Below are 20,658 nucleotides of genomic sequence, written 5' to 3'. Positions count from 1 at the left end.
GACTATGAAAACAATTACCAAAATCATCTCACTCTCAGCCATGACACTGGCTCTAGCCTCTTGTGCTGATTTGGGATCCAACCCAACTCATTCCAGTGAGAGAAGTCGTAATCTAAATAATCCAAACGTGACAGGATCTACTTATGCACAACAAGTTTGTTCAACTTGTCACGGATTAAATGGTCAATCAATTAATCCAACATTCCCAAACCTGGCTCATCAGACAAAAGAATATATAGCAGTTGAGTTACATGAATTAAAGGATGAGACGCGTCTTGACCCAGCTGCTCAACAATTCATGTGGGGTGTTGCTCGTAATTTAACTGACAAACAAATTGATCAACTTGCGGAGTATTTTTCTAAACAGCCTGCACCTGTTAATACAGCTTATGCTGATCCTAAACTAGTTGTTGAAGGTAAAAAAATATGGCAAGAAGGGAATCTATCAGGTGGTGTTCCTCCTTGTTCAGGTTGTCACGGAGAAAACGCTGAGGGTAATGCTAATATTCCGCGACTAGCTGGACAACATAGTGATTATATTTACAAACAATTAACCGTATTTAATGACGACTATGAGTTAGTAAATGATCACAAAGACATTCAAAGTAACCTTGAAGATCCGGGCGTTACTGAAAACGGTGAACCTTGGCGCGCCGGCAACAACGGTGCTGTTATGGAGCTTATGTCTCATGGCCTAAGTAAAGAGCAAAGAATGGCAGTAGCTAATTACTTACAAACATTAAGATAAACATTGCTTTTAGTAACAATAAAAAACCCTGCTTAGGCGGGGTTTTTTATTTCTGTCGTAATAATTATTACTTCTCTTGCTAAAGAAAGCCAATCTCGGTAAAGTAAAACTATCTTTCAATTTTTATCATAATCATTATGTTAAAAAACTTATTAATTTCATCAGTATTTGCACTTACCTTAATATCCTGTGCAAATAATTCCACAACAAGTTTTGGCTCTGGACAAGGTGATGCTGTTGATCCTGTTAAATCACAATTATTTGGCGACATGCCCCTGCCTCCTGGAATAAAACTTAATAACGATCACTCTATGATTTTAGGTGGTGGCAATAATTGGGCAGGACACGTGGAACTAGCTGGGAATCAAAGTTTAACTGATACCTATGTTTTTTTTAAAAATCAGTTTCCAGTTGCCGGATGGACTTTAGTCTCAGCAACAAAATCCAAATCAAGTTTATTAGTGTTTACAAAAGCTGACCGTATCGCAACTGTTGAGATAACAGATGGTGGAGGAATTATGGGTAGCAATTCAATTATCCTTCTCACAGTAGCTCCTAAAGACACTCTCGACCCTGGTGGATCATCGAGCAGCAGTCCTACTAACCTACCCGCAGGTCAACCAGCTCAATAATCACTTTTGTATGTTGATGCAATACTTACTGTATTTGCATGTAGACGAACGGTGATGTTGAGATCATTACCATAGCCGCCACCCATTACCACAGTGCAGGATGCCTTGTGCTTTCTTACCCAATTAAAGACCTCTTTATCGCGCTTTATTAAGCCCTCTTCTGTAATCTTAAGGCGCCCTAACCGATCATTGTCATGGGGGTCAACACCTGCCAAATAAAACACAAAATCAGGTTTTATTTGTTCCTCAATATGACTTAACGCATTTTCTAGTAAATCCAGATATATGACATCGTTACAACCATCAGGTAGAGCAATATCAAGATCACTTTTTTCTTTAGTGAAGGGATAGTTATTTTTACCATGCATAGAAAAGGTAAAAACATCTGAATATTGAGACAAAATAGCAGCGCTACCATCACCTTGGTGTACATCTAAATCAATAATAACAATACGCAAATCAGGATAATTGTCTAATAAAGCGAGTGCCGAGACTGCAATATCATTAAATACGCAAAAACCACTACCACGCTGGTAATGAGCATGGTGAGTTCCTCCGGCCAAACTCACTGCTATCTGATTTTTTAACGCAGTTAATGCAGCCTGATAGGTGGCTCCCACAGAGCGAAGAGATCTTTCCACCATTTTGGGGCTCCATGGAAAACCAATTTCCTTGATTTCTGACTCAGTGAGTGTTCCCTCTATGACACGATGAATATAATCCCTGTCATGGGCCAAAAGGAGATTTGTTAACTCAATTTTTGGTGCTTCATGAAATACAATATTTGGTAATTGACGAACCTCGTCAAAGAGCATGGCATATTTATCCATAGGAAAACGATGCCCAGGAGGAAGAGGTAATACAAAATGATGGCTATAGTAAACGTCTAACACATTGAATTAGTACGCATGCTCTTTCAACGCTTCCAGAGTAACCACCGAGAGTGCTCGCACATGAGTGCTTTGTAACACCACAGGAGGAGCCACTCCAGAAAGATAGGCTTCCTGCCAACGGGTTACACATAAACACCAACGATCTCCCGGTTGTAAGCCTTTAAATCGATATTCAGGACGAGGGGTAATAAGGTCATTCCCTCTTTTCAGAGAAAAGTGTAAAAACTCTTCGGTCATAACAGCACATACCACATGACTACCCACGTCATCCATACCCGTATGACAACATCCATCTCTAAAAAAACCTGTTAAAGGAGAATAAGAGCACGCCTCTAGTGGCCCATCCAGTACATTCTTAGCATTGATTTCCATAATTATCGACTTTTAAGACTCATCCTTGATAACACACTGATCTTATCAACTCTTTCATGTTTATAAACTGCTGCGATGTGAATAAACAATACCCCATATAAAGAGTAATTTAGCGTTGTGTGAATAATACCAAACACATGGTGTAGATATTCTTTTGTGACGGGATTTAAATTCATAATAAAACTGATTCTAGGCCATGATATTAAACCAAACAATGTCAATGGATGAGTACTGGCATCCTTCCATGCAGAATCATGTAACCAGCCGGTTAATGGAACTAATAGAATTAAAATATATAAAAGGGTATGCCCTAAAATTGCCAAACGTTTCTCCCATATTTTTAAATGAGTGGGCATGGTGGGGGCTTTGTGTGTAATACGCCAGAGAATACGTAAAGCAACTAATAATAAAACTGTAATACCTAATGACTTATGGAAATTAATAATTGGTCTAATTACACTCTCACCCCACCATTCATCCGTTAGTGCCAACACACCATTAAATAAGATTAATCCCGCAATAAGCCAATGGAGTAATTTCGCAAAATACGTGTAATTTTCAGAAGAAGTATTCATCAATCCGCCAAAACGTCAATAAAACAATTAGTTAGTAGAGTTTTTTAATTGTAAAGGGTTCCCTTAAAATGGAACCTAATAACAAAATCCCATTCAAAAGAAGTACCTTTAATTACTTGAATCATTATGAATCAACTTGATGTTGCTTTTTATCGCTGTTCGCCAAGGCTTGCTCCCCGCCCTGCCCCCCTTATAAGCTACATCTTGACCATTGGCGTCACACTGCTATGGTTAGGGCTATTAAGTCGTGCTGTTGCAGTTAATAGCCTCTTGGCCTGGTCTGCTGGTATTGTTTATGTGGGATATGATACGTTTTTGATTGTTTTTATCACACTGACTAGTTTTCCTTTAGTTTTCAAAGAAAAAGAAACCAAAAAAAATCCTCAATCAAGCAATCACACTGTGGGGATAATTATTCCAGCGTACAACGAGGCACCCGTATTGGTGAGAACACTTCACTCTCTCCTGACGCAAAGCGTCCAAGCTGACAAAATAATCTTAGCAGACGATGGCTCCACCGATAATACCAGTGACGTGTTACAAGAGTACCTTCAACTTGATAAGCCACAACTTGGACATATCAGCTCAGCCTCCCCTGTCTTTCCTAATGTCTATTGGCTACGCTTATCTCACGCAGGTAAAGCCCATACACTAAACCACAGCCTTACTCATTTACACACTGATCTTGTCATGACGGTGGATGCTGATACAAGACTCGATCCTATAGCCATAGCAGAAGCCAAAGATTATTTTAATCAACATAAAGAGGTGGTTGCTGCTACAGGTATTTTGACTCCTCAATGCTATCCTAATGTAAAAGGTAAAATTCTAGAATTCTTTCAGCGTTATGAATATGTCAGAAACTTTATTTCACGCTACAGTTGGATGCGAGTTGAAAGTTTATTACTGATCTCCGGTGCCCTTGCCCTATTCAAACGCGATGCGTTAATCGCTGTGGGTGGTTTTGATCATGAGTGTTTAGTGGAGGATTATGAAGTGATTCATCGTCTTCATCGCTACAGTGTTGAGCATCACCTTAATTGGCGTACTGCAGTTATTGGACAAGTGCAAGCCATCACAAGCTCACCTTCCACTGTCAGCTCCTTTTTAAAACAACGACGCCGTTGGTTTGCAGGCTTTCTTCAAACCCAACATTGGAACTTGGATATGATTGGTAACCCTAAATTTAAATTACTTGGGTTAATCATGATGCCCATCAAAACCTTCGATACCCACCAACCTGTCTATGGGTTATCTGCCTTCGCTCTGTTATTGTGGTATTTGGTCAGCGCTCAATGGCCATTAGTGATTGGTATCTTATCCATCATGTTAACCAAGGCGGTATTTGATAGTATTTATCATGTGTGGTCAGTTATTCTCTATCGACGCTGGACTGGACAAAAACATACTACGCCGCTTGTTTATGCATTGCTCTCCTCGTTTCTAGAGCCCTTTAGTTTTCAATTATTGCGCCACTTAGGAGCCACATTGGGCTGGCTTCACTTTATGACTGGACAACGTCAATGGGGTAAAGAATTACGTCGCGAGGCCTCTTAAGTTTATTTAACTTGATCAATCAAGTATGAGGGAATAGGTAATCCCTCTTGATGCCAAGAGTTTAAAAGCTCTTCTAGAGATTCTGTTTCATCAAATAAGCTTTTGTGAATCCCAGAGCGCACTAATACACTATCCATATTCATGGTTGAGGCACCCAGTACATCGTGATGAATAGAATCCCCTACCATCACAATACGATGAGGTTGCGTGAGATGATACTTTTCCATGGTGTACTCATAGACCAATGAATCAGGTTTACCGATAAACTCAACCAATCCCCCCAAGCTCTGAAAGTATTGACCATAAAACCCTACACTTGGCTGAATGCCATGTGGGGTAAAACGATTTATATCAGGATTAATACATAACAAGGGTAAATGGCGACGATTTATTTCTGACATCAGTTTCAAATAAAATGAATGTGATTGATCCTCTAGGAGTCCCGCTAAGACCACAGCCTGATAGTCATCTAAGTGAGTAAAATTCTGCTCTATCCCACCTAATGACTGATAGTCAGAGTCTAACCAAATCAATTTTTTAGAGGTGAAGGTACTTACTTTTGCGTGCTTAACAGACAATGCCCAACGAGCCACATCACCACTTGTCACAATATGTTGAGTAAACTGCGGAAGTAATCCGATTGCTAATAATCTTTGACGATTTATCTCAGCAGGTTTACCTGAATTACTCAAAATAATTATCTGTTTATTGAGTCCTGACAGTTTTTCTAAAGTCGCATTAACATGTGGATAGAGAGTTAATCCATTATGTAATACTCCCCATTGATCAAATAAAAAGGCTTGATAGTGCCTAGCAATTGACAGCAGTGAATCAATAGACCGAATTGTGTGATCACAGGAATCTATTCCATGTATTTTCATTATCGCTACTCCTTAAAAGAGACCAACCTAACAGGTTATCCATTGACCATGAGCATATTGTCTAAACTCATCATTCTGCCAACTCAGTACATGTAACCAGTGACCATCTACCAAGCTTTGTAATAGTGGATGTTTATTAATCACTGTCTCAATTGCACTCTCAGATGCATCAATAATGACCGTTAAACGTTGCGCCTCATGTAACCACTCCTTACCATCATGAAGCGATTGTTGAGCCAGTCCTATTCGTAAGTCACCACTATTACCCTCAAATACGCCAATGTCCCCACCCACAACGTTATGTAGTAATTTATTACCACTGCCAAATAAATCAGGCAGAGTACGCGAGGTGAAATAACTCATATTGATCCAATGAGCTACAATCATCGGTGCTAACAGTATTTGTTCTAATTGTGTTAAGTCAGCATCCTCATCAGCATTGTATTCATGGAGAAAGATCCTTCCCTGTAATTGACAGTGCCGAGTTTTGGAGCGTTTAGCCACGATCAGTGCAGCATTATTAATTAACCCCCATTCAGGCCTTACCTGAGCCCAATTGTGAGTTTTTTGTCTTTTGGATGCGTGAGTGAGACTTAACTGTGGATCTAATAATTGTTCTGTGGCTTGATTGAATACGCTTAACAGTGGCTCAAGTGATTTATCCTCACTCACATGAAGTAACTCAATACACTGGGCCGTTGTATTATGATGGGCTGCAATGAAGCGTGTATCCTGAGGGAGTGCATAGCCCTCCTCAGCCAACCGTTGACGTAATGTATAGTCATTAAGCAATTGCACCATCAATAAGGCATTAAGTGCTCCTGATTGACCGCCACAGGCACCACAATCTAAGGAGTGTTGATGAGGATTATTTACAGTTTGTGCGCCATGGCCAACGATAATAACGCGTTTGGCTAATTTATTATTAAGATCAGTTCCTTTTAAAAAGGCTTTGATAGCAGAGATCTTACTCTCCTCACTCATGGTAAGAGTTAACTGATTAATACCCTTAGAAACCTCTTGATAGTGATGAGGTAATTGAACAGTAGGACGTTTAAATAAATTAGCCACTAGAGAAAATAAATAGGTGAATCCCATTCCCTCAACCCATAATAAAGAAGAGAGAGGATGACTTTTGATCTGTTCTTGATAACATTGAACAGCATGACTCACCTGCTTCTTTATTTTTGCTAGTATTCCTGTCTGTGGGTCACTTGATGTATCTTTAACAAGACCAACTGGCTTCAATAACCCATGAAAATAATGGGTCTCTTGACCCGGTTGTTTATAAGTCACGGGGATACCAAAAAAACCAGCAAAACCCCGAGTTTCAATACCTGGATCTAGACTCTCGAGAGTTTGTCTCATGGGTTCAGAGCGGACATCAATACAAAACACCATTTGGGTATGGCATACATCAGTATTGTTTAAAGCCGTAGGTGCTGGCTGTAACACTTTAATTAATGTTTGTTGATACTGGTATTCTTTTAGCCACAAAGCACTATAGAGATAATTAAGGTGATCTTGTTGTGCTGTTGATTGATCATCACACCATTGTGCTTGCCAGTCAAACCAAGCTGAATCCTCTGTACGACTTGTGTCGTCAATTAAAAACTCCCAAGAGAGAATAATAGCTAATAAATCACTTAAAAAACTGCCTTTGAGTGCCCCCTCACCATACTGATCTTGGTAAGCGCACCACGAGGCCCAACCTGGAAAACTAAAGAGAGCCTGTTGAAACCATTTTTTCCAATGGAGTGAATTAACCGATAATTCATTAACAATAAAGGGGATTGCCCCTTGTGAATCGAAAGGTAATAATTTGATTCGTTGGCTTATTAATTGATTAAAACCAGCAAATTCTAAATTCCATCTTTTCTCAAGATGGTTTCTCCAGAATGCATATAATCCTTGCGGTGTGTCATCACGCCACTGGCTTTGTTGTTTATCTGCAAAGGCTGCTGTGGTTTGAGAAATTTGATAGCGAATTGCATGATGTAACTGACCGTTGAGTGGTTGTTTCTCATCAACAATCTGAAACAAGCTCTTTTTTGGTTGCAATGGCTGTGTTGCCTCATGGTCATTCCATTGAAGATTATCACCATGCAAAAAAGTATAGTGTTGAGCTTGTTTTTTTAATTCCTCATTATTTAAAACACTTGGTGCTAAAGGTATCGAAGGGGTATCTAACAATGACTGCCCAGTGCAAGCAGTAAACTCTGCAGCCCATTGTTTAAAGGGTGTATTAACTTTATGCCAAAAGGGATTGACAGCAATTTGCTGAGTTAGCGACCATTGTGGCGCAATAGATGTTAAGGCCTCTTTTAATGCAAGATCAAGTGTGTTTTTCAAGATGTCAGGGGATTCACTATAAGGTTTCATTTAATACTCTCCCAAGAGCATTGGTGACAAGTTGTTTTGGTTGATGAAAAACTGCCTCCACAGGCCGACTTACCCAGTTCGTCCACAAGGTATCTAAATAAAACCCTTCATAAGCGAGCGTATTAAGCCGTGATGAATTGGCTAACATTTGATGACTCATGATCAACCAATGGATAAGATAAGTGACAGCAAGAATGAAAAGTATGGGTAGTGTAATAAATGAGGGTAAGGGTAATTCTGTTGGGATCACTGGATGCAACAATACATGCAACATCATGAACACGGTAATAAATACGCATTGCATGATTAGTTTGACCCACACAGTCAGAACAGTATCTTGTTTCATTAACCATAAACCAGGAGACAACAGTAAAGCCAAAAATAGACTCTGTTGTATGGAAATGGCAGCATAACCCAACGAGTGATGAACCACTCTACCGGCCAAGAGTATGAATAGAATTGAGAGAGTGAAGGCTAATAGCGGTGACAACCATCTGGCTGATACCTCCCCAAACCTCTCTTTTAACTGTTGCTTAAGTGGTTGCTCATGAACCCGGTGCCCTGATAATAAAAACGCCTGCGCTTTATACAATGAATGGCCAAGTAAATGGATAAATGCCATTTCATACCAGCCTTGAGCACACTCAATAAGTAGAAAACTCATTTGCGCAGTGGTTGACCATGCCAATCTCACCTTTATAGAGACTCTCGTTAACATGACGATACTTGAGAGAATGAGACTAATGAGTGCCATAATGGCGACCACTTCTCGAACTGTAACGTAATGCGTCCACCAGGGATATAAACGTAGCCACATCATGCCCGACAAATTCACCACTCCTGCGTGCATAAAGGCAGAAACGGGGGTGGGTACTTCCATCACCTGTATAAGCCAACCATGAAAAGGCATGATGGCGGTTTTTAACATAAAAGCAACAGCAATAATCAGTAGATACAGCATGACACTACTTTCTTGGGTTAATGACAGCGCATGAGAGAGCGTTGTAATAGACCAAGAGTTGTAATGTATGGCTAAGCCAAATAGACCAATTGCCATTAATAAATTCGCAATCATGTCGTTCACGAATTGTTTATGAGCAATGGTATGGGTATGAGGACGATGTGGGTAGAACAACAATAATTTATTCACTAATAAGCCTACCACTACCCAGGATAAGTACACAGCAAGAATTGATTGGCTAAGTAATAGCACCACCACACAGGAAGTAAGACTAAGTAATAAACGGAGAAAATAAGCACGGTTTTTTTCACCATCTAAATAGTCATAGGCAAAAGAAAAAATAACAATACTCAATAACTCAACCAGAGTGAGTAGAGAGAAAGACAATAAGTGAGAGGTATCATGATTTTGAAAAGCACTCACAGACAAGGTGATAGTAATCAATAATGACAGAGTAAGAATCAAGGGTATTCTCTTTACAAGGTTCATTGAACTGTAGGAGAGAACAACGGTTAATCCATGCAATAGTAGAAGGAGTGGTAATGTCATTTTGTCTAACCATTAAAAATATAAGGTTAGTTTGACAGCGGGCTATTAATAAGTAAAATAGATAAAATGTATTTTATTATTCACTTTTATAGAACAATGTGAAATGAATCAACTCAACTATCATCATTTATATTATTTTTGGCGTGTGGCTAAAATAGGCCATTTAACACAATGCGCAGAGAAACTACATATTGCTCAATCAGCTCTGTCAGCGCAAATCAAACAATTAGAAGAGGAAATAGGCCAACCCCTCTTTCTACGTAATAATCGTAAACTAACCCTAACAGACACAGGCTACCAAGTACTACGGTATGCGGAGGCCATATTTAATTTAGGTAACCAATTACTAAATGAAATCAAACAAGGAATTGGTAGCAGCAACAAAATTATCCGTATTGGTGCAGTAGCCACCCTCTCTCGTAATTTCCAGGAGAACTTTATCCGCCCCATTTTTGAGGATCCTGAGGTACGTTTAGTATTAGAGTCAGCAAGCTTAAACGAATTATTAGAGCGTTTAAAACTTCATCACCTTGATTTAATCCTGTCCAATAAACCAATCGCCACAGACCATGAAGCCCATTGGCGTTGTCGATTGATTGCTAAACAGAGTGTGAGTTTAATTGGTCCACCACGACGTTCAAAAAAAGCCTTTAATTTTCCTGAAGACTGCCACAATTTACATTTACTGTTACCCGGCATAACCAGTGATATACGTAGCCAATTTGATGTATTGTGTGAATCACTTAACTTTCGGCCTGAACACTATAGTGAAGTGGATGACATGGCTATGTTACGTCTCTTAGCACGTGATAAGACGGGAGTAGTGTTGGTTCCTGAAGTGGTAGTACAAGATGAATTACAACAAAAAACCTTAGAAAAATACTGCACGCTACCTAATGTATCGGAGAACTTTTACGCCATTAGTTTAAACAAAGCCTTTCCTTCTGATATATTCAATAAATTGTTAGGAGATAATTAATTATTTTCTGTTAAAGTGCTGACTAACAAAATATCGCATATCCTGCATATTCTGTTTAAAGTGTCGACAGCCATCGCAAAACAGTAAATGAAAGCGAATATTGAGTTTTTCTAACCAAGTTAAGGATCGATCCTGCCCTTGGGAAATAAGCTCGGTGGTTTTATGACAATTCAACATTTTTTTTACTCGTATTTTCTAAAAACCAATTATTCTCTAGACATTCTCTTAATCGTAAACGTGCTCGATACAGTAAAACATTAATGTTAGTAACCGTTAAATCAAGACTGGCTTCAATTTCTTTTACCTCTAGCCCCAAATATTCGCGCATCATAAATATCTGCCCTTGTTTTTTTGGAAGATGCTCAAGACAGATTTCTAAAACTAACCAAAATTGTTTATCAATTGCAGTTTGTTCGGGGTTACTCCAAGCCGCAGGCTTCTCATCATCAAGCCACATCCCTTTTTGATCAAATAATTCATCAAGATTTGCCTCATCATCCTCAGTCATAGAGCTGATAGTAATCTGGCGTGATTTATGGCGAATTAAATCAATAATTTTATTCTTGAGAATAGCGAATAACCAAGTTTTAAAGGCTGACTCACCCTGAAATTGCTGGCTATTTTTTAAGGCCCCTAGGATGGCCTCTTGCACCACATCCTCTGCCATATGTTTATCACCCAACTGCATCATGGCAAACTTAATCATAGTTCGCCTTATCTCTTCAAGAAATTGGGGATTATTAAGTATAGCCGCCTCAAGTGTGCTCATAATGCATCCGATTAATAACTATGAGCATATTGTATCTAACAATACTAATTATCTCTCATCTTTTAATAAAATTGAGAATACCCCATCACTTCGATTCGTTTATCTAATAAGATTTGCCTATTGGGATTTAAGGATAGTGCCCTATCAATGCGTTTATCACGTTCATGTAACAGTTCTGGCAGCGATGTCTTAACTGCCAGTGACATTACCGTATTTAACCAATTGGCGATCAACTTATTAGGTAAATAACTATCCTGTTTACTGTCCGCATCATCAATCCGCCACTCTTTAGCGAATTTCAGTGTTTTTTTAGCTTCCTGCCAATAATCGCCAACCACCCATTGGTTAACCAAAAACCAACCGAGTGGCTCACCGGTTAAACTTAAGTCTAATGCGGCAATATGTGTTGTAATCTGCTGATTCAGTTCAATATGTGGTGGTTGCCAGCGTTTAAAAAAATGAATATGGAGAGAATCACGTTGACCGCTAGCATGGCGATGCATAAAACATTGTGCACCCGATTGCTCATCGATATAGTCATTGGGCGGATAATGATCTTCTTCGTTTTTAGAAATAGCTTTGCATGAAATATTTAGGGGAATATTCATGAATGCATGAATAATACTTCCAAAGCGTTCTCTTAAACGGTAATCACTCTCTGCAAACTGTCGATACGCCCTAGCGCTAGCGGTCATTTTAATGATTCCTTACATTTTTTTAGCACCACACTTAGGAGCGCATTTGGCACCACATTTATTCATTTTTGCACTACATTTTTTCATATCTTGCTGCTTATCTTTCATATTTTTACCAGCGCACTTGGTCATTTTTGCATTACATTTCTTACCACTACAGGGTGCACAGGCAGCATAAGCACCGCCTACTGCTGCTAATAATGAGGCTGTTGCTAATGCTGAGATCAGTTTTTTGTTTTTCATGTTAAATTCCTTAATCAAGTGTATTAATCAATTTGTCTAATAAGACAAAATATAGTCGTCACACCACAACTTTTATTACACTCTCAGGATACTTTTTTAGAATTTAAAATCCATTGCTCTAATGTCTGATAGAGAAAGAACAAAATCAGCATCATCAAACCGATGAAAATTAAAATTAAATAATTCAGCGAAGGTAGCGGGGCAAATGAAAACAACTGTGCCAGATAGGGAACATTAACAATTAACTGCAAGGAAAATAACGTAAGAATCACTACAACCCATGTCACTTTGGGTGTGTTAATCAAAGAGCTAGAAGCTAATTGAAAGACCAATAATAAGGCTAAATTAGCTAATACCAACACCTCAAAAGCCATAGCCCGCGATTGGTTCACTTCAGTACCAATATGAATCTGCCACTGATAAACCATCAACACAACCACTGTAATACATAATCCTTGGACAATACTTCCCCACAAATACTGCACGTTTAATAAATGCTCAGTCTGTAGTCTGGGGGCTCTCGTCATGATATCTTTTTGATTAGTGTGTGCTTCGAATACAATTGAGCAAACAGGGCCAATTACCAGCTCTAAAAAGGCAATGTGCATCGGCATTAAAATTTGTGGGTAGCCAAATAAAACAGGCAATAACGTTAAGCCTATCACTGGGATATGAACTGCTAAGGTATAAATGAGGGCTTGACGTAAGTTGGCAAAGATTTGTCGTCCAAGCCTAATGGCTGACACAATGGATAAAAAATCATCTTCCATTAACACTAAGGATCCTGCCTCACGAGCTACATCAGTCCCTCTCTTACCCATAGCAATTCCAATATGAGCTGCTTTCAGTGCGGGCGCATCATTCACCCCATCACCGGTCATAGCAACAATTTCGCCCTGCGACTTTAACATCTCCACAACCATTAGTTTTTGCTGAGGGGTCACCCTAGCAAATACATTGACTGTTTTCATGAGTGCCAATAAGTCCTGTTTACTAAGCCCAGCTAACTCTTCACCAGTAACGGTTTGGGTGTGATGTATTCCTGCCTGATGAGCCAGTGCCTTTGCCGTGTGCGGATGGTCTCCAGTCATCATAATGACTCTGATTCCAGCATGGTGACAGGTGGTTACTGCATCAGCTACGCCAACACGTAATGGATCATTAAATCCAACTAACCCCACCCATTGAAAATCAAACTCATGTTGATGTTGCGGCAACCGATCGGTTTTACCATATAACGCTTTCGCAACTGCTAACACTCGCCAACCCCGTTGAGCCATGTCAGCCACTGTTTGAGCTATGCGTTTTGATTGCATGTTATCTAAATGACACAAATCAATTATGGCTTCGGGTGCCCCTTTGGCGGCAACCACTCGCCTTGTCTGATCAAAAGATTGCCACAGATGTGACATTGCTAATAATTCAGGGGATAAAGCGTAAGCCTGTATGAGCGACCAATCAGGATGGTTATGTTCTGTATCAGATAAATGCTGTTTAAAAAACTGTAGAAAGGTCATCTCCATGGGGTCATGTGGAGTCATGTCACTTGCTAATACTGCGTACTCTAATAATTCATGAAACTCTTCTGGTAGTGATTGATTGTCTAGGGAGTTGATCTCAAGCAATGTATTTTCTACTGCAAGACCTGCTAAAACCATTCGATTTTCGGTCAACGTACCTGTTTTATCAACGCAAAGCACAGTCGTTTCGCCTAAGGTTTCAATAGCACTCAAGCGCCTTGTCAGTACACACTCTGATGCAATTCGTCTGGCACCCAGAGCAAAAAAGACTGTCATAATAACCGGAAACTCTTGAGGAAGAATTGCCATTGCCAAGGTAATCCCTGCTAACAGCCCCTCTAACCATCCTCCTTTTAGCCACCAATATAAGGATGATAAGAGTACACAAAGACCACCAGCGATCAAGGCTAAGCGTTTGGTTAATAATGTAATTTCTTGTTGTATGGGAGAAGACTCTAAGGAGAGACTTGTCAGAGAATGGCTAATCTTACCAAGTGCCGTTTTGTTACCAATCTCTGTGATCTCAATTAAGGCTCTACCACGCACAACCAATGTCCCTGCGTAGATAGAATCATGGTTAAACTTATTAACTGCTTCAGCTTCACCGGTTAACATGGATTCATCAATGGCTAAGTCCTGTCCATCTTGTACAACTGCATCTGCTGGAATACGATCTCCCTCAGACACCAAAACCACATCTTCACGAACCACATCTTGACCTGCGATTCGGGTTAATTGTCCATCACGAATAACTAAGGCTCTAGGACTGGCAAGATGTTTTAATGCATTCAATGCGTTTTCAGTTCTTCTCTCTTGCAAGACAGTAATCAACATAATAATGATGATAAAGCTCACTAAAGCCAATGCTTCTGCTATATCCCCTAACACAAAGTAAATAATGCCGGCACCCAACAACAATAAAAACATGGGTTCTTTGAGAATGTCTTTTGAGATGATTAATAATATACGCTCTTCATTAGCGTACAGAATATTCCTACCTTCACGTCGTTGACGTTCAAGTACGGTATTAGTATTTAAACCGTGCGGAAAAGAGGTATACATATTTCCTCATCATAGTTGTGATTCGGAAAAATTCAAGATAGGTATTTATACAAATTATGCCAGTTTTGAGAATTTCATACCCAACCATAAGCTAAAAAAGCGTTTCATGTTTAGATATATAGACGAATTCTTAAGTCCGCAATGAGAATTACTGAGCGTTCTTGTAAAGGCTCTCTGATGATGATTAAAACTGCTCTCCTAAACGGAAAAAGCCCTATTTCCTACTTATTAGCAGACCTGCAGCCGCAGATTTTTGCCACACGCTTGTACGTAGCGGCGCAGCGTGGCGACCGATGGTGAATGCTTACCTGTTGCCAGCGATTTTTCAAGACGGGCAACCGCCGGCGCTTGCCTGCCCATACGCGCAGCAAGTTCAGCCTGCGTCAGTCCCGCATCCTGCCTAGCCTTGAGTAAGGCATCGAGTAGCTCACCTTCTTCACGCTCGATGCGCTCAACCTCGGCCTTGACGCCGGAGCGCTTCATCAGGGTATTGATCACTTCATCATGAGTTTTCATGCTTAACCTCTTTCAAGCGGCTCATCGCCGTATCTAACTCGCGCACGGGAGTGCGGTTGGTCTTCTTCACAAAACTGTGCAACATCACGATCCGCCGTCCCACTTAGGTGCAGTAAAACACGCGCGCAATTCCTTCCGCACCTATGAGCCGAAGTTCAAACAAACCGTAATTCATGGCCTTGGTATGCGGCTCACCCAGATTGGGACCCAGCGCCATCATGCGCCGAGTTAACACCACATATCGCGCAGCCAACGTGTCGGGCAAGTTTAAGATCTCATCTTGGACGGTTTTGCTGTAATAGCGGATTACGTATTACATTACGAAAACAGTAACAAATTTGTTAATTTCAATCAAGCCTGTAACGATCGCCTTGCCGCACTAGAAGGAGCTGTGACTTGTCGAAGAAATGTATCAGATCAAACAGATAAGCTGATTATCGCCGAACATAACAAGGTAATTGACGCGTAAGAGAATTTGACTTTTTATAAATATAACGACACAAAGGAAGGGTTTCACCGTAAGATGAAACTGATTCAGAAAAGAGCTTATGGATTTAAAAACTTTGGCTCCACACCAAAAGAGGGGGCACCTTAATCGAATTAGTCTAAACTAAATCCTTGATTTTGCGATCAAAAAGGAGATTAAAGTGCCCAAGAACAATCTTATCCTAAATTTACCTGGTTTTTCCATAGTAAAAGTAAGTGGTTATCAACCTTTATTATTAGATGTGAAATATAACCGCTTAGCCCGCTGTAGCCACTGCCACAGTAAACAGGTACGTAAAAAGGCATCCTATATACGAACAGTTCATCATGAACTAATAGGCCATAGGCGCAGTATATTAAGGTTTAAAGCCTATAAGTTGTACTGCCATACCTGTTGTCGTTATGGTAACCAACAATTCCCAGGTATTAATAAATATCAACGTGCTACCTGGCGAGCTCAGGCAGCAGTATTTCATGACCATAGTCGTGGTGTATCTCAAAAAGACTTGGCTGAACGCTACAATAAAGGCAAAGCTACCATAGAACGTTGGTATCAACGTCACTACCAACAACAGCATGGAGAGCTCTTAACTAAGGTCTGTCCATTAGTGCTTGGTATTGATGAACACTTCTTTAGTAAGAAAGAGGGGTTTGCTACCACGCTTTGTGATCTACGAAAGCATAGGATCTTTGATGTGGTTCGTGGCCGTAGTGAGGGGGACTTAAAGGGCTATTTGCATCAGTTACCCGGCAAGGAGCAAGTTAAGGTCATCTGTATGGATTTAAGTAGTACCTATCGCTCTATTGTTAAAAAGTACTTCCCTAATGCATTAATTGTTAGCGACAGGTTTCATGTGATTCGTTTAATTCAACATCAGTGCATGATGACGTACAGAGAACTCTGTAGTGAGATAAAAAGCAATAGAGGGATCTTGGCGTTATTGAGAACAAGGCCGGACAACCTAAGTCAAGATAAAAAGGGCTAAAAGAGATCTGTTCTTAGCTCAACATCCAGCTATTGCAGCTATTTATCAATTCCAACAACAACTTCATACGTTGTTAATGAAAAGGGCTTTAACGCAACAGGCGTGTCGTGAAGTGATTCCTGTATTCCTAAATATGCTAACTGAGTTAAAACAAAGTGCTTTTAAACCATTATCTGCCTTAGGTAAAACACTCAGTTCATGGAAAGAAGAGATTGCGAGAATGTGGCGTTTTAGTAAATCTAACGGTATTACAGAAGGGTTTCACCGTAAGATGAAACTGATTCAGAGAAGAGCTTATGGATTTAGAAACTTTGAGAATTACAGAGTGCGTGTTAAGGTGCTCTGTGGATGATTAAAACTGCCCCCTTAAATGGGAAAGAGCCAAAACTTTGAGAATTACAGAGTGCGTGTTAAGGTGCTCTGTGGATGATTAAAACTGCCCCCTTAAATGGGAAAGAGCCGAAAGAGCCGACATAACCTAAAACTGGGGTGGCTGATGGGACTCGAACCCACGACAACCGGAATCACAATCCGGGACTCTACCAACTGAGCTACAGCCACCAGAGAAACATTGGCGTGCCCGACAGGAATCGAACCTGTAACCCCCAGCTTAGAAGGCTGGTGCTCTATCCGATTGAGCTACGGGCACCCATCAGGCTAACTAAAATGAGATTGGTCGGGGTGGAGAGATTCGAACTCCCGACATCCTGGTCCCAAACCAGGCGCGCTACCAGGCTACGCTACACCCCGAATTTGCTATTATCAACTGTCACAGAATAAAAATCAATCACCAAACGAATTTTTTTGCTTATCAAATTAGTTAACTAGTTGTATTAACAAATAGAATTTAATAAAAAATTATTGGATGATGTCTGCTCCCGGCGGAGGAGTAAAACGAAAATGCTCCGTTTGAAAATGTGGTGTTTTATTAAGCGCGCCAAAATGAATAATCACAGTATGCTTAAAACTGTCGACCAACTCCATCACCGCCAATGAGTTTTCATCAAAACCCATTCTAATAGACTGAAAGCCCGCCTCTTGAGTTTTAGGAGTGGCATTTACCCACTGCAATCCGTTATTTTCAGGAGCCTCAGTCAAATTAAATCCTTTTTCTAACGCATTGTCACCTGCAAGAAGTGCTGCTGGTGTGGATCCTAAACTGCTACCCAATGGTTTACGTGTTACCTGTTCTAAATCAGGATCCCAAATCCACAAATTCTTACCATCACCAATAATACTTTGTTGATAGGGTTTAATATAATTCCAACGAAATAAACCTGGCCGAGAAAACTCAAATACTCCTGTAGAGGTTTTACCAATGGGCTGACCCTTTTCGTTCAGACTAGTTTGGGTAAACGATGCGCTACCTTGTTTAGTATTGGTAATGAAATCATTTAATCGAGAGAGACCACTTGCCCAAACATTTAACGACAAACAACACGCCATTAACCCTATCAATACTGTATTTTTTTTAATCATTGCTCTCTTCCTGGGACTAATACTTCACGGTTTCCATTGGTAGCCATGGTGGATACCAACCCTGCTTTTTCCATTTCTTCAATCAATCGTGCCGCACGGTTATATCCTATGCGTAAATGTCTTTGTACAAGAGAAATTGAAGCGCGTCTTGTCTCTAAAACGATGGCTACTGCTTGGTCATATAATGGATCTTTTTCTGCTGAGCTATCGCCAAACAAATTCACTCCACCACCTTCAGCCTCTGAGGTATTAGCAGCACCATTGAGTATGCCATCAATATAATCAGGTTCCCCTTGTTTCTTGAGAAACTCTACTACTCGATGCACTTCATGATCAGCCACGTATGCGCCATGAACTCGTTGCGGATAGCCGGCTCCTGTGGGCAAATACAACATATCTCCTTGCCCTAATAATGATTCAGCACCCATTTGATCTAAGATCGTACGGGAGTCTACTCGACTGGATACCTGAAAGGATACCCGCGTAGGGATATTGGCTTTAATTAAACCTGTAATCACATCCACCGAGGGGCGCTGTGTGGCGACCACCAAATGAATACCAGCAGCACGCGCTTTCTGTGCTATACGCGCAATCAACTCCTCTACTTTTTTACCCACTACCATCATCAAATCTGCCAATTCATCAATCACCACCACAATATTAGGCAATTGAGTTAAAGGCTCTGGTTCATCTGGTGTCAGTGAAAAGGGATGCGGAATTGATTCCCCTGTTTCTTCAGCTTCTTCAATTTTTGTGTTGTAACCAGCTAAATTTCTCACCCCTAAAGCAGACATCAATTTATAGCGTTTATCCATTTCTGCCACGCACCATTGCAGAGCATGAGCAGCCTCTTTCATATCCACGACTACAGGCGCCAGTAAATGAGGAATGCCATCGTAAACGGATAACTCCAACATTTTAGGATCAACCAAAATCAAACGTACCTGTTGCGGGGTGGCTTTATAGAGTAAGCTTAAAATCATGGCATTAATGGCGACCGATTTACCTGATCCTGTGGTACCTGCCACAAGCAAATGGGGCATCTTAGCAAGATCCACTACCACGGGGTTTCCTGCTATATCCTTACCCATAGCCAGAGCCAATGACGACACCATATCGCCATAAGCTTGAGAGCCTACAATTTCAGAGAGTCTCACTGTTTCGCGTTTCGGGTTAGGTATTTCAAGCCCCATACAACTTTTACCAGGAATAGTCTCCACCACACGAATATTTCCCACCGACAAGGCCCGGCCTAAGTCTTTAATTAAATTCACTATCTGACTACCCTTCACCCCCACAGCAGGCTCAATCTCGTAGCGCGTAATAACAGGGCCAGGATAGGCAGCAAGAACCCTCACTTCCACATTAAAGTCAGCGAGTTTGCGCTCAATTAAACGTGAAGTGAATTCAAGAGTTTCTTGTGAAACCATTTCCCCTGAAGTCTCGGCCATATCAAGTAACGATAAGGGTGGGAGATCCGAGTCTGGCATATCTTGAAAAAGAGAGACTTGTTTTTCTTTAACAGCACGCGTTGACTGCGGAATTTGAACCACGGGAGGAGCGATAATTAAGGGCTCTTGTTCCTTGAATTGACGTCTTGCTTCAACCACAGTAGCTTCTCTCGCCACTTCAGCCTTACGCCCCACTCGCCTATCCTGCCAGGCACGTAGCTCGTTAATAGCACCTAACACCCCTTCTTCCACCTTGATACCGATCCATTCAGACAAACGAATCCACGACATACCCGTCGTCAACGATAAACCCGCAGCAAAAATTAACAATAACAGCATCAACGCGCCACTTATTCCTAGCGCAGTGGATAACCCATCAGCTAATTCACACCCAATAATGCCACCTGCACCACTACATGAACCTGCTCCTGTGGGGTTAAGAGGTAATCTGAAAGATGCGCCAGCAAAGCGCATGGCTTCGATGGCTGAAGAAGAAAACAATACAAACACAAAACCAATTACACTGGCCCAAAACCAATGTTTATGTTCGTAACTTTCTTTGATACCAAGCTGTACTTCACGGGCTTCTAACATAAAGTGATAGGCACGCCGCGCCATTAATAACAACCCAAACACAAACCATGCAGCTGAGAACCCATACAAGTAAAGTAACAGATCAGATAAATAAGCTCCCACTCTGCCACCCGCATTGGCTATCTCTTGCCCCGATGCCAACACTGACCAACCAGGATCACTACGATGGTAGGTAATTAAAATCATTGCCAAATACAGGGCACAAATAACTATTAATCCCCATAACGCTTCACGAATTAATTTCATGAGTTTTGCAGGAAGTGCTGTTGACTCTTCTGGGAGAGGCTTCGTTTTTGCCATATTCTTCAGTTAGTTATATTAATAAGAG

Annotated in this window: 20 protein-coding genes, 3 tRNA genes and 2 pseudogenes; 7 read left to right on the top strand and 18 right to left on the bottom strand. The window is 40.7% G+C overall.

The window, feature by feature from the left end; translation table 11 throughout:
- Positions 1-4: 4 nt before the first annotated feature.
- Together FV185_RS02740 and FV185_RS02735 are read left to right on the top strand one after the other, a co-directional pair.
- Complete coding sequence (locus FV185_RS02740) at positions 5-748, top strand: c-type cytochrome (RefSeq protein WP_067493319.1); 744 nt, start codon at positions 5-7, stop codon at positions 746-748.
- Positions 749-885: 137 nt separating this feature from the next.
- On the top strand, positions 886-1,380 hold the full coding sequence (locus tag FV185_RS02735; RefSeq protein WP_067493317.1) for a hypothetical protein: 495 nt from the start codon (positions 886-888) through the stop codon (positions 1,378-1,380).
- On the opposite strand, the gene FV185_RS02730 is transcribed toward FV185_RS02735, so the two are convergent.
- Genes FV185_RS02730 through FV185_RS02720 form a run of 3 tightly spaced genes read right to left on the bottom strand, consistent with a single transcriptional unit; the run spans position 1,374 to position 3,220 of the window.
- Positions 1,374-2,273, bottom strand: a complete 900-nt coding sequence (locus tag FV185_RS02730; RefSeq protein WP_197457729.1) for a histone deacetylase family protein — start codon at positions 2,271-2,273, stop codon at positions 1,374-1,376. The two genes, FV185_RS02735 and FV185_RS02730, sit on opposite strands and share 7 nt — an antisense overlap.
- Positions 2,274-2,279: 6 nt before the next feature.
- On the bottom strand, positions 2,280-2,645 hold the full coding sequence (locus FV185_RS02725) for a DUF2237 family protein (protein WP_067493315.1): 366 nt from the start codon (positions 2,643-2,645) through the stop codon (positions 2,280-2,282).
- A 2-nt stretch (positions 2,646-2,647) separates the two neighbouring features.
- A complete protein-coding gene (locus tag FV185_RS02720) occupies positions 2,648-3,220 on the bottom strand; it encodes a cytochrome b (RefSeq protein WP_067493314.1) in 573 nt (190 codons plus the stop codon).
- 126 nt (positions 3,221-3,346) lie between these two features.
- On the opposite strand from FV185_RS02720, the gene FV185_RS02715 reads away from it, so the two are divergent.
- Positions 3,347-4,777, top strand: a complete 1,431-nt coding sequence (locus FV185_RS02715; RefSeq protein ID WP_067493312.1) for a glycosyltransferase family 2 protein — start codon at positions 3,347-3,349, stop codon at positions 4,775-4,777.
- 2 nt (positions 4,778-4,779) lie between these two features.
- On the opposite strand, the gene FV185_RS02710 is transcribed toward FV185_RS02715, so the two are convergent.
- From FV185_RS02710 to FV185_RS02700, 3 genes are read right to left on the bottom strand one after another with little or no spacing between them, the layout of a single operon-like run.
- Positions 4,780-5,658 (bottom strand): TIGR01459 family HAD-type hydrolase, encoded by an 879-nt coding sequence (locus FV185_RS02710; protein ID WP_067493310.1) that lies wholly within the window; start codon positions 5,656-5,658, stop codon positions 4,780-4,782.
- Positions 5,659-5,685: 27 nt separating this feature from the next.
- Positions 5,686-8,040: a putative inorganic carbon transporter subunit DabA gene (locus FV185_RS02705; RefSeq protein ID WP_067493308.1), complete on the bottom strand. Its 2,355-nt coding sequence runs from the start codon at positions 8,038-8,040 to the stop codon at positions 5,686-5,688.
- Positions 8,027-9,550, bottom strand: coding sequence for a proton-conducting transporter transmembrane domain-containing protein (locus FV185_RS02700; protein ID WP_082786994.1), 1,524 nt, complete (start codon positions 9,548-9,550; stop codon positions 8,027-8,029). The genes FV185_RS02705 and FV185_RS02700 overlap by 14 nt, the downstream gene beginning before the upstream one ends.
- A gap of 103 nt (positions 9,551-9,653) precedes the next feature.
- Here FV185_RS02700 and FV185_RS02695 point away from each other — a divergent pair, with 103 nt between their 5' ends.
- Positions 9,654-10,529 (top strand): LysR family transcriptional regulator, encoded by an 876-nt coding sequence (locus tag FV185_RS02695; RefSeq protein WP_067493304.1) that lies wholly within the window; start codon positions 9,654-9,656, stop codon positions 10,527-10,529.
- On the opposite strand, the gene FV185_RS09845 is transcribed toward FV185_RS02695, so the two are convergent.
- From FV185_RS09845 to FV185_RS09840, 7 genes and pseudogenes are all read right to left on the bottom strand, one after another.
- The gene (locus FV185_RS09845) at positions 10,530-10,706 is read right to left on the bottom strand and encodes a zf-HC2 domain-containing protein (protein WP_156474157.1); all 177 of its coding nucleotides are present in this window, start codon (positions 10,704-10,706) and stop codon (positions 10,530-10,532) included.
- The gene (locus FV185_RS02690; RefSeq protein WP_067493301.1) at positions 10,690-11,298 is read right to left on the bottom strand and encodes a sigma-70 family RNA polymerase sigma factor; all 609 of its coding nucleotides are present in this window, start codon (positions 11,296-11,298) and stop codon (positions 10,690-10,692) included. The genes FV185_RS09845 and FV185_RS02690 overlap by 17 nt, the downstream gene beginning before the upstream one ends.
- Before the next feature lie 62 nt (positions 11,299-11,360).
- Positions 11,361-11,993: a DUF6969 family protein gene (locus FV185_RS02685; RefSeq protein ID WP_067493299.1), complete on the bottom strand. Its 633-nt coding sequence runs from the start codon at positions 11,991-11,993 to the stop codon at positions 11,361-11,363.
- A gap of 12 nt (positions 11,994-12,005) precedes the next feature.
- Positions 12,006-12,236 (bottom strand): hypothetical protein, encoded by a 231-nt coding sequence (locus tag FV185_RS02680; protein ID WP_067493297.1) that lies wholly within the window; start codon positions 12,234-12,236, stop codon positions 12,006-12,008.
- Between the two features lie 83 nt (positions 12,237-12,319).
- Positions 12,320-14,818, bottom strand: a complete 2,499-nt coding sequence (locus FV185_RS02675) for a cation-translocating P-type ATPase (RefSeq protein ID WP_067493295.1) — start codon at positions 14,816-14,818, stop codon at positions 12,320-12,322.
- A gap of 228 nt (positions 14,819-15,046) precedes the next feature.
- On the bottom strand, positions 15,047-15,334 hold the full coding sequence (locus tag FV185_RS02670; protein ID WP_067493294.1) for a helix-turn-helix domain-containing protein: 288 nt from the start codon (positions 15,332-15,334) through the stop codon (positions 15,047-15,049).
- A pseudogene (locus FV185_RS09840) lies at positions 15,321-15,641 on the bottom strand (type II toxin-antitoxin system RelE/ParE family toxin). Before FV185_RS09840 ends, FV185_RS02670 begins: the two are co-directional and overlap by 14 nt.
- Between FV185_RS09840 and FV185_RS02665 the strand changes: the two are divergent.
- The 3 genes and pseudogenes from FV185_RS02665 to FV185_RS02660 all read left to right on the top strand — a co-directional run bounded on the left by FV185_RS02665 (position 15,615) and on the right by FV185_RS02660 (position 17,158).
- Positions 15,615-15,803: a hypothetical protein gene (locus tag FV185_RS02665; protein ID WP_067493292.1), complete on the top strand. Its 189-nt coding sequence runs from the start codon at positions 15,615-15,617 to the stop codon at positions 15,801-15,803. The pseudogene FV185_RS09840 and the gene FV185_RS02665 overlap by 27 nt on opposite strands.
- A 6-nt stretch (positions 15,804-15,809) precedes the next feature.
- Positions 15,810-15,929, top strand: coding sequence for a transposase (locus FV185_RS09835; protein WP_156474155.1), 120 nt, complete (start codon positions 15,810-15,812; stop codon positions 15,927-15,929).
- 52 nt (positions 15,930-15,981) lie between these two features.
- Positions 15,982-17,158, top strand: a pseudogene (locus FV185_RS02660) (ISL3 family transposase).
- Positions 17,159-17,291: 133 nt separating this feature from the next.
- Here FV185_RS02660 and FV185_RS02655 read toward each other — a convergent pair.
- The 5 genes from FV185_RS02655 to FV185_RS02635 form a co-directional block, all read right to left on the bottom strand.
- A tRNA-His gene (locus FV185_RS02655) sits at positions 17,292-17,367 on the bottom strand.
- An 11-nt stretch (positions 17,368-17,378) separates the two neighbouring features.
- Positions 17,379-17,455 (bottom strand) — tRNA-Arg (locus tag FV185_RS02650).
- 24 nt (positions 17,456-17,479) lie between these two features.
- Positions 17,480-17,556, bottom strand: a tRNA-Pro gene (locus FV185_RS02645).
- A 108-nt stretch (positions 17,557-17,664) separates the two neighbouring features.
- Entirely contained in the window at positions 17,665-18,285 is a 621-nt protein-coding gene (gene lolA, locus FV185_RS02640) for an outer membrane lipoprotein chaperone LolA (protein WP_067493290.1), read from the bottom strand.
- Positions 18,282-20,630 carry a DNA translocase FtsK gene (locus FV185_RS02635; protein ID WP_067493288.1) on the bottom strand — a complete coding sequence of 783 codons (2,349 nt, stop codon included), beginning with the start codon at positions 20,628-20,630 and terminating at the stop codon, positions 18,282-18,284. Before FV185_RS02635 ends, lolA begins: the two co-directional genes overlap by 4 nt.
- Positions 20,631-20,658: the final 28 nt, after the last annotated feature.

Source organism: Ferrovum sp. PN-J185, from assembly GCF_001581925.1.
GTDB lineage: Bacteria > Pseudomonadota > Gammaproteobacteria > Burkholderiales > Ferrovaceae > PN-J185.
This window is presented reverse-complemented; position numbering and strand designations above follow the sequence as displayed.

Bases quoted from the DNA above. Each gene is read 5' to 3' on its own strand.
- FV185_RS02740 (WP_067493319.1), top strand. From the start codon at position 5: ATGAAAACAATTACCAAAATCATCTCACTCTCAGCCATGACACTGGCT.
- FV185_RS02735 (WP_067493317.1), top strand. From the start codon at position 886: ATGTTAAAAAACTTATTAATTTCATCAGTATTTGCACTTACCTTAATA.
- FV185_RS02725 (WP_067493315.1), bottom strand. From the start codon at position 2,645: ATGGAAATCAATGCTAAGAATGTACTGGATGGGCCACTAGAGGCGTGC.
- FV185_RS02720 (WP_067493314.1), bottom strand. From the start codon at position 3,220: ATGAATACTTCTTCTGAAAATTACACGTATTTTGCGAAATTACTCCAT.
- FV185_RS02715 (WP_067493312.1), top strand. From the start codon at position 3,347: ATGAATCAACTTGATGTTGCTTTTTATCGCTGTTCGCCAAGGCTTGCT.
- FV185_RS02710 (WP_067493310.1), bottom strand. From the start codon at position 5,658: ATGAAAATACATGGAATAGATTCCTGTGATCACACAATTCGGTCTATT.
- FV185_RS02705 (WP_067493308.1), bottom strand. From the start codon at position 8,040: ATGAAACCTTATAGTGAATCCCCTGACATCTTGAAAAACACACTTGAT.
- FV185_RS02700 (WP_082786994.1), bottom strand. From the start codon at position 9,550: ATGACATTACCACTCCTTCTACTATTGCATGGATTAACCGTTGTTCTC.
- FV185_RS02695 (WP_067493304.1), top strand. From the start codon at position 9,654: ATGAATCAACTCAACTATCATCATTTATATTATTTTTGGCGTGTGGCT.
- FV185_RS09845 (WP_156474157.1), bottom strand. From the start codon at position 10,706: ATGTTGAATTGTCATAAAACCACCGAGCTTATTTCCCAAGGGCAGGAT.
- FV185_RS02690 (WP_067493301.1), bottom strand. From the start codon at position 11,298: ATGAGCACACTTGAGGCGGCTATACTTAATAATCCCCAATTTCTTGAA.
- FV185_RS02685 (WP_067493299.1), bottom strand. From the start codon at position 11,993: ATGACCGCTAGCGCTAGGGCGTATCGACAGTTTGCAGAGAGTGATTAC.
- FV185_RS02680 (WP_067493297.1), bottom strand. From the start codon at position 12,236: ATGAAAAACAAAAAACTGATCTCAGCATTAGCAACAGCCTCATTATTA.
- FV185_RS02675 (WP_067493295.1), bottom strand. From the start codon at position 14,818: ATGTATACCTCTTTTCCGCACGGTTTAAATACTAATACCGTACTTGAA.
- FV185_RS02670 (WP_067493294.1), bottom strand. From the start codon at position 15,334: ATGAAAACTCATGATGAAGTGATCAATACCCTGATGAAGCGCTCCGGC.
- lolA (WP_067493290.1), bottom strand. From the start codon at position 18,285: ATGATTAAAAAAAATACAGTATTGATAGGGTTAATGGCGTGTTGTTTG.
- FV185_RS02635 (WP_067493288.1), bottom strand. From the start codon at position 20,630: ATGGCAAAAACGAAGCCTCTCCCAGAAGAGTCAACAGCACTTCCTGCA.